Source organism: Lacrimispora sanguinis (assembly GCF_044987295.1).
Classification (GTDB): Bacteria; Bacillota; Clostridia; order Lachnospirales; family Lachnospiraceae; genus Lacrimispora; species Lacrimispora celerecrescens_B.
In genome coordinates, this window is sequence record NZ_CP173277.1 from 2,120,005 (window position 1) to 2,135,923 (window position 15,919).

General features: G+C 45.4%; 13 protein-coding genes. 3 read left to right on the forward strand and 10 right to left on the reverse strand.

Translation table 11 applies throughout. The features are described 5' to 3' along the window. Positions 1-25: 25 nt before the first annotated feature. From ACHZES_RS09890 to ACHZES_RS09905, 4 genes are all read right to left on the reverse strand, one after another. On the reverse strand, positions 26-823 hold the full coding sequence (locus tag ACHZES_RS09890) for a MurR/RpiR family transcriptional regulator (protein ID WP_395548097.1): 798 nt from the start codon (positions 821-823) through the stop codon (positions 26-28). A 71-nt stretch (positions 824-894) separates the two neighbouring features. Beyond that, positions 895-2,214 (reverse strand): aspartate kinase, encoded by a 1,320-nt coding sequence (locus ACHZES_RS09895; protein WP_038283746.1) that lies wholly within the window; start codon positions 2,212-2,214, stop codon positions 895-897. A gap of 121 nt (positions 2,215-2,335) precedes the next feature. Further along, on the reverse strand, positions 2,336-2,917 hold the full coding sequence (locus ACHZES_RS09900; protein WP_395548096.1) for an HD domain-containing protein: 582 nt from the start codon (positions 2,915-2,917) through the stop codon (positions 2,336-2,338). Positions 2,918-2,944: 27 nt separating this feature from the next. Next, on the reverse strand, positions 2,945-3,412 hold the full coding sequence (locus ACHZES_RS09905) for a DUF523 domain-containing protein (RefSeq protein WP_395548095.1): 468 nt from the start codon (positions 3,410-3,412) through the stop codon (positions 2,945-2,947). A 475-nt stretch (positions 3,413-3,887) separates the two neighbouring features. Here ACHZES_RS09905 and xdh point away from each other — a divergent pair, with 475 nt between their 5' ends. The 3 genes from xdh (at position 3,888) to ACHZES_RS09920 (ending at position 8,926) form a co-directional block, all read left to right on the forward strand. Next, a complete protein-coding gene (gene xdh, locus ACHZES_RS09910) occupies positions 3,888-6,506 on the forward strand; it encodes a selenium-dependent xanthine dehydrogenase (protein WP_395548094.1) in 2,619 nt (872 codons plus the stop codon). Positions 6,507-6,590: 84 nt separating this feature from the next. Further along, entirely contained in the window at positions 6,591-7,622 is a 1,032-nt protein-coding gene (locus tag ACHZES_RS09915; protein ID WP_038283756.1) for an XdhC/CoxI family protein, read from the forward strand. Between the two features lie 101 nt (positions 7,623-7,723). Further along, positions 7,724-8,926 (forward strand): FprA family A-type flavoprotein, encoded by a 1,203-nt coding sequence (locus tag ACHZES_RS09920; protein ID WP_038283757.1) that lies wholly within the window; start codon positions 7,724-7,726, stop codon positions 8,924-8,926. A 90-nt stretch (positions 8,927-9,016) separates the two neighbouring features. On the opposite strand, the gene ACHZES_RS09925 is transcribed toward ACHZES_RS09920, so the two are convergent. The 6 genes from ACHZES_RS09925 to ACHZES_RS09950 form a co-directional block, all read right to left on the reverse strand. After that, the gene (locus tag ACHZES_RS09925) at positions 9,017-10,021 is read right to left on the reverse strand and encodes a tripartite tricarboxylate transporter substrate binding protein (RefSeq protein WP_038283759.1); all 1,005 of its coding nucleotides are present in this window, start codon (positions 10,019-10,021) and stop codon (positions 9,017-9,019) included. 2 nt (positions 10,022-10,023) lie between these two features. Beyond that, positions 10,024-12,258, reverse strand: coding sequence for a sensor histidine kinase (locus tag ACHZES_RS09930; protein WP_038283761.1), 2,235 nt, complete (start codon positions 12,256-12,258; stop codon positions 10,024-10,026). 73 nt (positions 12,259-12,331) lie between these two features. Further along, the gene (locus ACHZES_RS09935) at positions 12,332-12,586 is read right to left on the reverse strand and encodes a hypothetical protein (RefSeq protein ID WP_404820363.1); all 255 of its coding nucleotides are present in this window, start codon (positions 12,584-12,586) and stop codon (positions 12,332-12,334) included. Between the two features lie 76 nt (positions 12,587-12,662). Next, positions 12,663-14,180 carry a tripartite tricarboxylate transporter permease gene (locus ACHZES_RS09940; RefSeq protein ID WP_089991737.1) on the reverse strand — a complete coding sequence of 506 codons (1,518 nt, stop codon included), beginning with the start codon at positions 14,178-14,180 and terminating at the stop codon, positions 12,663-12,665. Between the two features lie 12 nt (positions 14,181-14,192). After that, on the reverse strand, positions 14,193-14,714 hold the full coding sequence (locus tag ACHZES_RS09945) for a tripartite tricarboxylate transporter TctB family protein (RefSeq protein WP_395548093.1): 522 nt from the start codon (positions 14,712-14,714) through the stop codon (positions 14,193-14,195). 73 nt (positions 14,715-14,787) lie between these two features. Next, positions 14,788-15,843: a tripartite tricarboxylate transporter substrate binding protein gene (locus tag ACHZES_RS09950; protein WP_038283765.1), complete on the reverse strand. Its 1,056-nt coding sequence runs from the start codon at positions 15,841-15,843 to the stop codon at positions 14,788-14,790. Positions 15,844-15,919 lie beyond the last annotated feature (76 nt).

A 15,919-nucleotide genomic window follows, 5' to 3' on the forward strand; every position in this document is an offset into this window, starting at 1 on the left:
TTTTTTTATCAGCCATGGGCGTCTTTCACTGGCACTCATTTAATTCTTCTAACACCTGGCTCATTAAATATTCAAATACCACAATCACCCTTGCATAAAAATAATTGGACTGCAGATTCCGGTCATCCAGGGTCTTATCATCCAGAATCGGAATATTGACGGTAGACGTGCGGCCAATATAATTGCTCTGTTCTCCTGTAAAAGATATGATATCCACCTGATTTTCATTTGCGTAGTCAACAAGCTTTGCAATGGTATCTGTTTCCCCGCTCTTGGAGACCACTATAACAAGTGATGCACCAAGACGGTTTTTATCATATACTGCATAGGCATTGGTCTTAATAACCCGGAAACCGGTTACCAGAAGCTTACGCTCTATATATTCCGCCAGTGGTGAGGAAAATCCGGTAGCAGATACTAAAATAATATCATTTCTGTGTTTTTTTAACTGGCCCATAAAATCATTTAGTAATTCATCTGGTATATCGCTGATAAAGCTGGTAATATCCGACAGTCTTTCTCTATTTTTCCTATGACTCGTAATCATAAAATTAAGCCGGTATATCATATCGGTATATCCGGTATATCCCATCTTTTTTGATAATTTGATGATCGTTGCAGCAGATACAAAATTTTGATTTGCAACTTCTCGTACTGCCATATGAAGTACCTGTTGATTATTTTCCAGAATATAATTTAATATCTGGGTTTCCGTATCTGTCAGCTTGTATTTATCCGCCAGTTTATAAACATCAAATTTCATAAGTCCGCTCACCTTACTCCCTTCCTTTTTATAATATCCCCTGCTGTCAATATCATTCATTCCACTGGTTTTAAGGCACACAAGAAAAAAGACAGGCTGTCAGGTACTTCCTTTCAGCCTGTCTTTCTGTCTTAGACCTCTGTCGTAATAAATATATCATAAATTGCCCTGATCGCTTCCTCAAAATCTGCGTTCTTTACGCCAATGATGATGTTGAGTTCACTGGATCCCTGGTCAATCATTTTTACGTTTACCCTGGAATGGGCAAGAGCCGAAAAGATTCTTCCGGCAGTTCCTCTGGTTGCCTTCATGCCCCGGCCTACCACAGCAACAAGTGCCAAGTCTGATTCCATCTCAAGGAAATCCGGTTCTACGGCCCTGTGGATTCCTGCGATGACGGACTGTTCATAATCTTCAAATTCTGACTGATGGACAAAAACGGTCATGGTATCGATTCCTGATGGCATATGCTCAAAGGAAATGCCGTACTTTTCAAATACCTCCAGTACCTTTCTCCCAAAACCGACTTCCGCATTCATCATGGCCTTTTCAATATTAATGGAGCAAAAGCCCTTCTTTCCTGCAATTCCCGTAATGGTATAATGGGGCTTTCTGCAGGTGCTTTCCACGATTAAGGTTCCTTTGTCCTCCGGTTTATTGGTGTTCCGGATATTGATGGGGATTCCTTCTTTTCTTACCGGGAAAATAGCATCCTCATGAAGGACGCTGGCCCCCATATAGGCAAGCTCTCTTAACTCCCGGTATGTAATGGTCTCGATGACCTCAGGATTCTTAATGATCCTGGGATCTGCCACCAGGAAACCGGAAACATCCGTCCAGTTTTCATACATATCCGCATGAATGGCCTTTGCAACAATGGAGCCTGTTATATCAGAACCGCCTCTGGAAAAGGTTTTTATGGTCCCGTCATCCTTTGCTCCGTAAAAGCCCGGGATTACCGCCCTCTCCACATGTTCTAAGCGTTCTCCAAGCTCTTTATTGGTGAGCTCTGCATTAAAATTACCGTCTGCATCAAAGAAAATCACTTCAGCCGCGTCAATGAATTCGTAGCCCAAGTATTCCGCCATCACCAGTCCATTCAAGTACTCTCCTCTGGAAGCCGCATAATCACGCCCCGCCTTTTTAAGGAAATTTTCTTCAATGGTTGCAAACTCATGATCCAGATTCAGATTAATGTCAAGTCCGTCAATAATCTCTGCATAACGTTCCTTGATTTTTTCCAGAATCTTTTTATAGCTTTTTCCATCTGCTGCCCCATCATAACACTGGTATAACAGATCAGTCACCTTCTCATCCTTGTCATGTCGCTTGCCTGGCGCTGATGGCACCACAAACCGTCTGCTCTTGTCCCCGCGGATGATCTCGCCAACTTTCTTAAACTGCTTTGCGCTGGCCAAAGAGCTTCCTCCGAATTTCACAACTTTTTTCATAGGCATATCTCCTCTGATACAGGTTATCATTACATATTTAACGGAAATAATATCCTAATTGGTATCAGCTGTCAAGTATTTTTAATAATTCATGCATAAATTTCCATTTTTATGCATAAACTTACTCCTCCATCTCCCGGTTTATCTTCTCCTCGCAGGAACGCATGGCCAGGATGGTCTTTTCAAACAGTTCATCAAGAGTCCAGCCCAAATTCTCTGCACCTGACGTGATCACATCCCTAGAACAGCCTGCCGCAAACTTCTTGTCTTTAAACTTTTTCTTAAGACTAGAGACTTCTAAGTCCATAACGCTTTTGGAAGGGCGCATCCTGGCAGCCGCTCCGATGAGCCCTGTCAGCTCATCTGCTGCAAACATGATCTTTTCCATCACATGCTCCGGCTCTACCTCCGAACAGATGCCATAACCATGGCTGCATATGGCATGAACAAGCTCTTCTTCCGCCCCGATTTCAGAAAGAAGCTCAGGGGCCTTTTTACAGTGTTCTTCCGGAAACTGTTCAAAATCCACATCATGAAGAAGTCCTGCAATTCCCCAGAATTCTTCCTCAGACCCAAATCCCATATCTCCTGCGTACCAGCGCATTACTCCTTCCACGGTCAGACTGTGAAGTATATGAAACGGTTCCTTATTATACTTCTTTAGTAACTCCAGTGCCTGTTGTCTTGTGATTGCTGTTTTCATAGTGTTTTCGTCTCCTTATCTATAAAACTATGTCTCAATGTTGCTTTCTCCTGATACAAGGATTCCATTTTCTTCCAAAAGCCTTGCGGTCACACCGTCTCCAGGAACCTTTGTCCCGGAAAACGTCCCGTCATAAATGCATCCATGGCCGCAGGACGGACTCCGTTCCTTTAAAATCGCCCGCTTACAGCCATATAGCCTGGCTAACTTCAAAGTTTCCTCTGCTCCCTTAAAAAAACTGTCTGTCACGTCTTTTCCTGACCGGTCCACCACTCGAACTATGTCAAGATCCCCTGTTTCACCAGAAACAAGCTGCTGCTCCGCAGGCTCTCTGGGCGTCCCTAAACCTCCAAGCTGCTCCGGACAGACTGGTATGAAATTGTATTTATCTATAAGTCCAATAAGGCCATCCTGTTTGCCGTTACCGCCGTCATAGCGGCAGTTGACTCCCAGCAGGCAGGCACTCACCAGTATATTTTCTTTTTCTCCGCTCATCTTCCGCCTCCTTTTTCAATTCTACCTTCACACCTTTGTGTAAAAAAACATCCTCCAGGCAAAAGCCCAGAGGACATTAATTCTTCGTCTTTTTTAATTATAACATATGGAGTAAAATTTGCAATATTTTTGAAATTTAATATACTTTATCAGTATATAAAAATTTGTTTGAAAATCCTTAAAATCACCTTTGTTTTCCAGCTTCATTTATAGATTTTATCTATAAGTAAAAGCAAGGAAACCTCCTGTTTAAGCGAAAAAACGATTGTTCTAACTTTTTTTGTATGGAACTAAAAATTTTTTATATTTTCATGGAATATTAATTGTTTTTGTTTCGTTTATATGTTAAAATGTACGAGAAAGAAGAAATACAGACGCCATCTTTAACAAAATTATGCAAGAGAGTATTGTTAAAAACAATGTGCGGAATTATATAATATCAACTAAGAATGAAAAGAGAGAGAGAGGTATTGTCATGTATGTAGTAAATGTCAACGGCAAGGATTACCAATCAGAAGAAGATTTAACATTAATGGATTTTCTCAGAAACAGACTTGGTATCACCTCCGTAAAAAACGGTTGCAAGGAAGGTGCCTGCGGAACATGTACGGTAATTGTTGATGGGAAGACTGTCCGTGCCTGTATCATGAAATTGTCCAAACTGGAAGGCAAAAAGGTACAAACCATTGAAGGTTTTACACAGAGAGAACGAGATGTCTTTGTCTATGCCTTTGCGGCAGCTGGAGCCGTACAGTGCGGCTTTTGTATTCCAGGAATGGTAATCAGCGGCAAATGCTTAATTGACCAGAATCCAAATCCAACCAGAGATGATGTAAAACAGGCGATCCGCACAAATATCTGCCGTTGTACCGGCTATACGAAAATAGAAGACGGTATTATGCTTGCAGCCAAAATGTTCAATGAAAATTTAGAGGTTCCTGAACTTAAGCAGACCGCTGCGATCGGGGAAAGAACCTGCCGTGTGGATGCAGAAGCAAAAACATTGGGAACCGCCAAATATGCAGATGACTACTATCTGGAAGGCATGCTTTACGGAAAGAATGTATTCACCAAATATGCACGCGCGAAGATCAACGGAATCGATACCAGCAAAGCTCTTGCAATGCCAGGCGTTGTCGCTGTCTATACAGCAAAGGACATACCTGGAGACAGATACATCGGCCATCTGGCACATGACTGGCCAGGTATGATCGATGTAGGCGAAGAGACAAAATGCATCGGCGATACCCTTGCCATCGTCGTGGCTGAATCAATGGAACAAGCAATGGCGGCAGTAAAAGCCGTAGAAATAGATTGTGAAGAATTAGAGCCAATCCGCTCCCCAAGGGAAGCTATGGTACCAGGCGCTCATCAGGTTCATGGCGAAGGCTTTATGCATTTTGGCAAATTCAGAACTCCGGCTAATAACCTTCTTGACCATGAAGAAGTAAAACGAGGTGATGCAGAGACAGCTCTTGCTAATTCCAAATACGTTGCAGAAGGCACCTTCTATGTTCCGCCAACAGAGCATGCGTTCATGGAACCGGAAACTGCTGTTGGTATTCCTGACGGCGACGGTGTAAAGGTAATTACCGGAGCACAGGGAATTTATGATGAACATCACGAATTAAGTGCATATCTTGGCCTCCCTCTGGAGAAAGTAAGAATTCAGAGTGCTTTTGTCGGCGGCGGCTTCGGCGGAAAGGAAGATATGAGCGTTCAGCATCAGGCTGCTCTTTGTGCTTATTTATCCAAGAGACCTGTAAAAGTATCCTTCTCCCGCCAGGAAAGCATTAATTATCATCCAAAGCGTCACGCCATGGAAATCTACACCAAGATCGGCTGTGATGAAAACGGTATTATCCAGGGTATGAAGGCAAGACTTCTCTCTGATACGGGAGCTTATGCTTCTCTGGGCGGTCCGGTGCTTCAAAGAGCCTGCACCCATGCAGGTGGACCATATAATTACCAGAACGTGGACATTGAAGGAGATGCTTACTATACCAACAATCCTCCTGCAGGTGCGTTCCGCGGATTCGGTGTGACCCAGTCCTGTATGTCAACGGAAGCTTTGATCAACCAGTTAGCAGAGCAGGTGGGAATTTCCGGCTGGGAGATTCGTTACCGCAATGCCATCAGACCAGGCCAGTCCCTTCCTAACGGACAGATTGCTGACGAAGGCACCGGTATGGTGGAAACTCTGGAAGCAGTAAAAGAAGATTTTGAAAAATATGAAGCAGATCCCAATTATTTCGTAGGCATTGCTTCTGCCATGAAGAACGCAGGAATCGGTGTGGGTCTTGCAGACGTAGGCCGCTGTATCTTAAGAATACGTGACGGAAAAGTTGTGACTGGCTCTTCCGCTGCTGCAATCGGCCAGGGACTCCAGACCATAACCTTGCAAATGGTCTGTCAGACCACAGGTCTTGTACCGGAACAGGTATTGGTTGGACATCCGGATACAAAATACACACCAGACTCCGGAACTACCACCGCATCCCGCCAGACCGTATTTACAGGAGAAGCAATCCACATTGCCGCAATGAAACTGAAAGAGGATTTGGATGCAGGACTTTCCTTAAAAGATTTGGAAGGCAAAGAATACTACGGCGAATTTGATTTTAAAACAGATCCTATCGGCAGTGACAAACCAAATCCGGTAAGCCATATTGCTTATGGATATGCAACACAGCTTTTTGTTATTGACAACGAAGGAAAAGTTGTCAATGTCATTGCAGCTCATGACATAGGCAAAGCCATCAATCCTCTTGCAGCAGAAGGACAGGTGGAAGGCGGTGTTGCCATGGGTCTTGGCTATGGACTGACCGAGGACTTCCCATTAAAGGACGGCATTCCTCAGGCTAAGTTAGGTACTTTAGGTATCTTTAAAGCACCTCAGATGCCTCCGATCGATGTACGGTTCATTGAAAAGAATCCATCTGATGTAGCATTTGGAGCAAAGGGTGTGGGCGAGATCGTATGTGTTATGGGAGCACCTGCTTTACAGAATGCTTATTACAAGAAGGATGGCGAATTCCGTTACAAACTTCCTTTGGATAATACCTTCTACCGTAAACCAAAGCCAGCAAAATAAAATATCAGAATACCCCAAAAAGGGCGGAATGAATACCGCCCTTTTTTCTTATAAAAGCACATAGCCGGAAAAGGGAGTGATCATATGATAACAGGATTTTATGAAGAACTAAAAAATGCTGATAAAAACATGAACATAGTCAGTCTGACTATCATAGAAGGACAGGGAGTTGGATCCAAAGCCTTGTGGTCAGGCGGAAAATTTATCTGCAAACAGGGAGATGAACATGCTTTTGACGCTTTTTCAGAGGATTTAAAGAATATTGATAAAACACAGACAATTAAATCTCAGAAAAGTACCCTGTTCTGCGAATTTGTCACAGGAGAAAAATACATGGTGGTATGTGGAGCCGGTCACATCTCCATCCCCATCATAAGAATCGGAAAGATGCTGGGATTCCATGTTACGGTTATTGATGACAGATTATCTTTTGCTAATACCGCAAGAAAAGAAGGAGCTGACACCGTTATCTGCAAGCCTTTTAGGGAAGCCTTAGAAGAGATCGAGGGAAGCACAGGCCATTACTTTATCATCGTCACCAGAGGGCACCGGTATGACCAGGACTGCTTATCCCAGATCATTGGCAAAAAAAATGCCTACATCGGTATGATCGGCAGCAGAGCCAGGGTAAAACTAGTTAAGGATTTTTTAGTAGACGAGGGAATCAGCAAAGAGCTGCTTGACCAGGTTTACACCCCCATCGGACTTAAGATCAATGCCCAAACCCCGGAGGAAATCGCCGTTGCCATTATGGCGGAGATCATTCAGGTGAAAAACGGAAGTAAAAATAGCTTTGGCTATCCAAAAGAAATCCTTGACGGTCTCACTTCCCAGGAATTATCTGACATGCCAAAGTCCCTTGTTACCATTGTCTCCAGAAAAGGCTCCGCTCCCAGAGATGTTGGCTCAAAGATGGTGGTCATGCTTGACGGGAGCACCGTCGGAACGATCGGAGGCGGTTGTGTGGAGTCCGAGGTGTGCATCGCGGCAAGAGAAGTCGCCAGAGAAAAACAGCCGGTACTAATGAAAGTTGACATGACTCCAGGCAACGCAGAGGACGAAGGCATGGTATGCGGAGGCATTGTAGAAGTATATATTGAGCCTGTCTTACGCTGAGCACATAAATTGGCCTTTAAAAAACACAATGACATTTTCTTAAATTTATAGTATACTTCTATGGATGGATTAGTACGAACGAAAGAAAGGAAGGCTGCACCATGTATTGTGTAAAAACTATTAAAGATGATTTGTTCTGGGTTGGAGGAAGTGACCGTCGTCTCGCCCTGTTCGAAAACGCCTACCCCATTCCGAGAGGGATTTCCTATAACTCCTATGTCCTGCTAGATGAAAAAACCATTCTTTTTGATACGGTTGACCGGGCTATTACCGGACAGTTTTTGGAAAATGTAGAAGCAGTCCTTGGAGGACGGGAACTGGATTATATCATTGTAAATCACATGGAGCCGGACCACTGTGCCACCTTAGGTGAAATGGTCAGAAGGTATCCGGATGTAAAGGTGATCTGCAATGCCAAGACGGTCCCGATTATCAACCAGTTTTACGAATTCGGCGTTGATTCCAGAGCTGTCATCGTGAAGGAGGGGGACACGTTCTGCTCCGGCAAACATACCTTTACATTTTATATGGCTCCCATGGTTCACTGGCCGGAAGTAATGGTCACCTACGATACCACAGATAAGGTTCTTTTTTCGGCCGACGCCTTTGGCACCTTTGGCGCAATGAACGGAAACTTATTTGCAGATGAAGTAAATTTTGAACGGGAATGGCTTGATGAATCCAGAAGATACTATTCTAATATTGTCGGAAAATACGGACCGTCTACCCAGACTCTTTTAAAGAAAATCGCTGAGCTGGACATTCAGTTCCTTTGTCCCCTTCACGGGCCTGTATGGCGTTCTGACATTTGCTGGTATATGGATAAATATTTTAAGTGGAGCAGCTATACACCGGAAGAAAATGCTGTGATGATCGCTTATGGCTCCATTTACGGCAATACGGAGAATGCCGCCAATATTCTGGCATGCCGCCTGGCAGAACGTGGCATTCGCAACATTGTTATGTATGACGTATCCAACACCCATCCGTCTGTGCTCATTTCAGAAGCATTCCGCTGCAGCCATCTGGTATTCGCTTCGGCCACCTATAACGGAGGAATATTCAGCAGTATGGAGCACCTGCTTCAGGATATGAAAGCCCATAACGTGCAAAACCGCACCGTAGCCCTTATGGAAAACGGTTCCTGGGGTATCATGGCAGGCAAAAAGATGACTGAGATCATTTCAGAGATGAAAAATATGACCATACTTGAACAGACCATTACCATCAAATCTTCTGTAAAAGAAGATCAGCTGGCTGAAATCGGCGCATTGGCCAATGCCATTGCAGAATCTATTCAGTAAATGATTCATATAAAAATACCGGGGAAACAGCTTAAAAGCTTGCTTTCCCCGGTATTTTTGTTTACGCTTTGTCAACTGCTTCCCAAATAATTACTGTCTTGACAATCCAACTTCATCAAGAAGCTCTCGGTATTCCTCATTTACCTGTCCCAAAAATTCAGTAAATTGCTCGTGGTCCTTATACTCCATGGTCCAACCATACTTTCTGCAGGTTGCCTTCCACTCATTGGTTTCCGTCATCTCTTTTAAGACATCTTCCCAGTATTTCACCGCATACTCCGGCATATCTCCAGGCCCAAACAGACCTCTCCAGGTGATGAACCCGGCGTCTATTCCCTGTTCTCTGCACGTTGGGATCTGAGATATGACCTCCCCTTCCAGCCTTTTATCCGATGTAACCGCAAGTACCCGGATATCACCGCTTTCCACCAGCCCTACCACATCACTGATTCCAGTAGAAAGAATGTCCACCCTGCCTCCCATGAGCTGGGTCACTCCTCCACCGTTTTCAAACCCGTCATACCGGATGCTTTTTAAATTCTCCACTCCGGCTGCACGGGCTATTTTTAAGAACTGGATATGGTCCATAGACCCTAGAGAGGAGGTTCCCCCCACCAATATGGATTCGGGTGATTCCTTCAGTTCCTCCATCACCTCGCCTAGATTCTGATAGGGGGAATCCGCCCTAACCGCAAAACATCCGTAATCCACAACCAGCTGGGCAATGGGTGTCGTATCCTCCGCATAGTTTAAATCCGTGCTCCCATTTAAATTAATGAGACAAATGGGAGGAGAAAATATGGAGAGCACATTATTCCTTCCTCTCGCCTCATTTAAATATTCCATATTGATCCGGCCTCCGCCGCCGGGTTTATTGGTAACAGGCAGAGGAACTGAAACCAGTCCCGTATTCTCCAGGCACTGCACGATGGAACGGATGGTCAAATCATAACCGCTCCCATTACCGGCAGGTGCAACCATTTCTATGGCTTCCAGAGGATATTTCCGCTCCGTCTCCGCCTGCTTTGCCTCCTGGCATCCCGTAAGCCCTATGACCGCTGCCAGCAGACATAGGAATGCCTTCCGCTTAATCATATTTATATCCGTTCCTTTCCTGCTGCCTTTTTAATTTCCTGGATCAGCATATTATAATTAATGGGCTTGACCAATATACTGTCAACAACGCCGGCCTGCTTCAGCTGGAGCGCATCCGATTCCACCAGACCGGTCACCATAATGATGCCGATGTCCGGACGCCGGATTTTGATTCTCTGTGCCAGCATTGTTCCCTTCATCTGCGGCATCATGTAATCCACAACCACTGCATTCCACCGCTCCGGATTCTGCTCCAGGGCTTCCAGAGCCTTTAAGGGGTCAGCATATGCATCCACATGATATCCGCTTCTCTCCAGACGTCTGGTGATATATCTTACCACACGCTCCTCATCGTCTACCAAAAGCAGGGATATCTCCGTTGTTAATTCCCGTTTCGGCTCCACCACTGCTGCCTGAACGGCTGACCTTCCCGCACTCACCGGCAGATATATGTAAAAACAGCTTCCCTCTTCCGGAGTGCTTTCGACTCTCACGAAACCGCTGTGGCTGATCAAAATATCCTGCACCACAGATAATCCCAGTCCGGTCCCCTCTCCTGCCTCTTTTGTGGTAAAGAACGGACTGAATATCTGGCGGAGTATTTCCTCCTTCATTCCACAGCCCGTATCCGCCACCGACACTTCCACATATTCCGTTCCCGCTATCTGCCGGTATTCCTCCGGCAGCTGATCGGTTTTCAGCCTGCGGGTGCTGATGGTCAGCATACCGCCCTTTCCTTCCATGGAATGAATCGCATTGGTGTACAGATTTAAGAGTACCTGATGAAGCTGGGTTGCATTGCCGTAAACATTTGCCTCACAGTCATCTAAAAGTACCTTTAATCCAATATTGGAAGGAGAAATAAGGCTGACCATCTTCACCGCATCCCGGATTACTGCATCTAAATTAAGAGGCCGATACTCCGTGGTATCCGTTTCCTTTCGGCTGAAGGGAAGAATCTGTTCCACGATCTCCTTTGCCCGCACCCCGGCCTTATGTACCTCATCAATATCCTGGTAATATTCGTTCTCTTTACCAAGCTGTTCCTTTAAAAATTCCGCATAACCGAGAATCGGCGTGAGAAGATTGTTAAACTCATGTGCAATTCCTCCCGCAAGGGTGCCGATGGTCGTCAGCTTCTGGTAATGACGGGCTTCTTCCCTGCTCTGGTGAAGCTCCTCTAAGGTGTCGTTGATTTCTCTCAAATAAACAGTCTCCAACTCAAGCTTTTGCCGGTTTTTCATCAGAGAATAAATAATAACGCTGGCAGCTAATACAATGAGTAAAACGGCGCCGAATAATATTCCGAATTTCCGCAGATTTTCAAATTCCGCAGATACCGCCTGGTTATACGGCATGACTGCAGAAATATACCATGAGGTTCCCTGCAGGTTCATCCTGGAAAACGCAGAGATCTCCTTATCGGCCGGCATAACGCCATTGGCATAGGAATCATAGATTGCCATTCCTTCTTCTCTTGTATACTGTATACCAAGCATTTCCCTTAAGCTGTCATACTGTTTCAGCTCCTCAAAATCTTTTATATCCCTTCTGTAATTGAATCCGAGCATTTTCTCATTGGGATGCATGATCATGATTCCCTGCTCATCCTTAACCGTGATATATCCCATCCCGCCCACATTGAGCGGCAGAACATACTTCTGATACAAATTTTCCAGATCCATTACGCTGACCACAGCTCCAAGATACCTGCCTCCGCTGTACACACTGTTAATTAAAGACAGCCCATAGTGATGTTCACTGATGGGAAATACAACCCCGATTCCGGTTGTGCTTTCCAGTGCGCTGTTTTCCAGCTGCAGCAGTGACTCATCAAATTTTTCCAGAAACGGATACTGATTGTAATGGAAAATAGGTTCTCCGTTTGGATACAGGAGGTACATCCTGGAAGGCCCGCTCTGGTCAGACAGCATATACGAAAAAATATATTCCTTGATCTTCTCTGTCTCTCCTGTCCGGTAATGGGTCTCCATGGCATCGAGAAAGCCTGGCGTCTGGATTAATATGCTGATCTGCCTCAGCTGTTCTGAAATATTGAGTTCCAGATTCTGGGACACTGCACGAGTGATTAACATCAGGTTCTGCTGCTGCTGCTCTACAATCATCCGTCGGTATGCCTGATAGGTATTGTACATGGCAAAAGTCAGGAATATGATCGTTCCTGACATAAAAACCGATAAAATTTGTTTTTTCCCCTTTTCCCAAAGTCTTTTCATCTGTAGTTTCTCCCTTTCTTCCCTTATCAGAGTTGTACCACAGTTGCCCTATTTATAAAAGCCCTAAAATCACTCATTTTAACAATTTTTCGCCGCAGAACGGGCACCAGGACTCCTTACTAAGGGGATATTTCATGTCCAGTTTCTGCCCGCATACGGGACAGCAGTAATTGTGCTTCTCTAAAATATAAGCTCCCAGAAGCATGCACAATCCGGCAATCCAGCTTCCGGCAACAAAGAAAAAGATTCCCGCAATCACAGCCAGTATACAAACCGGTTTAACACAGGCAAGCGGTATATTCACCCTCATCCATTTTCCCTTCATCATTATCCTCCGTACCATTCTTTTTCAATAGGAAAAACAGGTCTGCCGCTGCAGGCCCGTTTCTCTTTTGTATTCTCAATTATGCTGTTCCCTGTTTCTTCTTATCAAGCAATTGCTTAATAACCGGATTTAAGAGAACCACCAGACAGATCAAAAGGATGATTCCTGTCATGGGACGTGTCACAATGTTTACGGTAGCTTCCATCAATGTGGCCCCGTCGGCAATGGTATAAGCGCGGCGAAGGTTTGATTCACAGATAATGCCCAATACCAGGCCGAGAATCATTGCGGAGCTGTTGAATTTACACGTTACAAAGATAAATCCGATGAGGCCGGAGATCGCCATGAGAATGACATCAACAGATGTGTTCTTGGTAGCATAGGCACCGATGGTGGCCATCATAATGATGGTAGGCCCCAGCACGCTGTAAGGAATCTTTAAAATCTGCACGAAGATCTTAGCAATCACAATCGCTGCGAATACCATGATGATGTTGGATACAAACATGGATGCAAAGGTTGCGGATAAGAACTGGGGCTGGTTGATTAACAGCAGCGGTCCCATGGTAACACCCTTTAGCACCAAAGCCGACATCATGATTGCGGCTGCATTACCTCCTGGAATTCCCAGGGAGAGCAGCGGCACCATGGCTCCGCCGGTCGCTGCATTGTTTCCTGTCTCTGGAGCTGCAATACCTTCCAGACATCCGGTGCCGAACTTCTCCGGTGTCTTTGATAGTTTCTGCTCCGTGGAATAGCACAGGAAGGAGGCGATGGTGGCTCCCGCTCCGGGCAGGATTCCAATAACAGTACCCAGAACAGAACATCTGGCTATAATCCATTTAACGGAAAGAACTTCTTTCAGAGTGGGCATTTTTGCCGTCATCTGCTCATTTTTACTGTCGCCTACAGCTTGAAGCTTGGAAGGCTTGTTGGTCTGCTTCAGCACCTCGGTCACTGCGAAAAATCCGATCATAACCGGGATCATCTCAATGCCGGAAGTTAGGAGCCTGGTTCCGAAGGTGAGACGAGGAACGCCCAGCAGAGGGTCCAGGCCGACACAAGCTAACATCAGGCCAATGAGACCGGAGATGAGGGTGCGGCAGATGTTATCAGTTTCAAGACTTGTCAGAATGGAAAGTCCCATAAAAGAAATCGCAAACAGCTCAGACGGTCCGAAGCTCAAAGCTGCCTGTGTAAGCTGGGGGCTTAACAGAAGCATACATATGGCTGCAAATATACCGCCGATGGCCGAACAAAGCAGCTGCATGCCCAAGGCCTTGCCGGCCTCACCTCGCTGTGCCATGGGATATCCGTCATAGGTGGTAGGCGCACTGGAAGGAACACCGGGAATCTTAAACAGAATAGCAGTCATACCTCCGCCTGTAATTGATGCGCAGTAGATGGCAACCAGAAATGCAATTGCATTGACTGCATCCATCTTGTAAGTAAACGGAATGCCTAGGGTAACCGCCATCGTAGCGGATACGCCCGGAAGGGCCCCGAAGAGGGTGCCTAAAAATACTGCAAAAATAATCAGAATGAACATCTTCGGTGCAAACACCACCGCCAGACCACTGGTTAATAAATCAATCATACGACACCTCCTTTAAAATCTCGGAATCAGGGACTCAATGAACAACGCTAGATTTCTCAGGAAGGAAATCTGGCCCCTTGGCAGCATTACTCCCAACAGTACGGCAAATCCTATATACAGGACAATCGTTATAATAATGGATGTCCCGATCAGAGCCGGCCATTTCCTCTGTCCCAGAAGATATCCATAGGCTATCAGGAACAGCAGACAAGTCAGCATAAAACCAATTGGCTCATACATGAGAGCCATAATAACTACCAATACCATTCCGGCAAACAGCTTGCTCTTTACAAGCCTTCCGATCGATGGGATGAAATCTTTGAATGCTGCTGTGATTTCCTCTTTTTTATTCTTTTTAAAATATTTGAATATGTTCCAGCACAGTGCCGGTATCAGAACAATCAACAAAGCCTGAGGCCACTGTTCGGCCCCCAGTTCATTTACGGCAGACGATGGCATGGTTGCGCCTACGTACCAATAGCAGAACAGGGAAGTTGCCAGCAATAACAGATTAATAATCAATTCCAATGCCATAGGTATAATGTTCTCCTTTCTCATCATGAACTCAGGCGGCGGTCTGGGGCCGCCGCCTGTTAAAACAAGGGCATTACTTGATCAGACCTGCACTCTTTAAGTATTCTTCGAATGTTGTGTACTCTTTGTCTACCAATGTCTGCAGTTCATCCGCAGTAGCATAGCCGGGACGGTCTAAATAGCCTGCATTCTTCATGAAATCCTGATAAGATGCGCTGTTCCAAGCCTCTTTGATTGCCTTTGACATAGCATCAACTGCTTTGTCAGGCGTATCCTTACGGGCGAAGATACCGCGCCAGGTTCCTACATAAGAGTCGATTTTGTGTTCTCCCGTGCTTTCAATGTCAGGGAAGCTTGACATGCGTTCCTCGGACATGGAAATCAACGGAACGATATCACCAGACTCGATCAGACCTTTGATTTCATCGGCTCCGGTGATGTTGATATTGATGTGGCCGCCTACCATTGCAGAACTCAGTTCAGCGCCGCCGGAATAGTTTACAATTTTCACATAATTCTCAACTTCGGTGATGTCACATCCTAAACCGCCTGCCAAAGTTTGTTTTAAGGATACGGAATCCGCTCCTGTTGCCGTAAGCATACCGCAGGTCAGCTCCTGGGGATGGCTCTTTGCATACTCAACAAATTCGGTAAAGTTAGAATATTTACCTTCCATGGCCTTTTTGGAGGATGCAATGATATTGATGGAGTGAACCAGCTTGGAAACCGGACGGAACTCTTTTCTAAAGTCAACCGGAAGGATCTTTTGTAAGTCCAGCATGATGTGTGACTGTGTTCCAAGTACATATGTATAGCCATCTGCCGGCTGTTTGTTTGCAAAATCAATGCCGTTTGCACCGCCTGCGCCTTCAACGTTGACGATCTCAACCGGAACCCCCAAAACCTTCTCAAGCTCCGGCTGAAGCGGACGAAGGGTGCTGTCTGCGCCTCCTCCTACGCCCCATGGACATACCAAAGTCACTTTTCTTTCCCATTTCCATTCACCTTCGGCTCCTGCTGCTTTCGCACTGGTTCCTGCCCCCTTTGAGCTGCATCCGGCTAAGGCAGATGCTGCTATGCTGGTCACCAGGGCCATGGACATTATGAACTTAAATCCTTTTCTCTTCATACTTGCTCTCCTTTTGGTCATTTTGTATATTTCTTACCTTTTTTTAGATTATAATTAAGCTAACTTAACTCTGCTC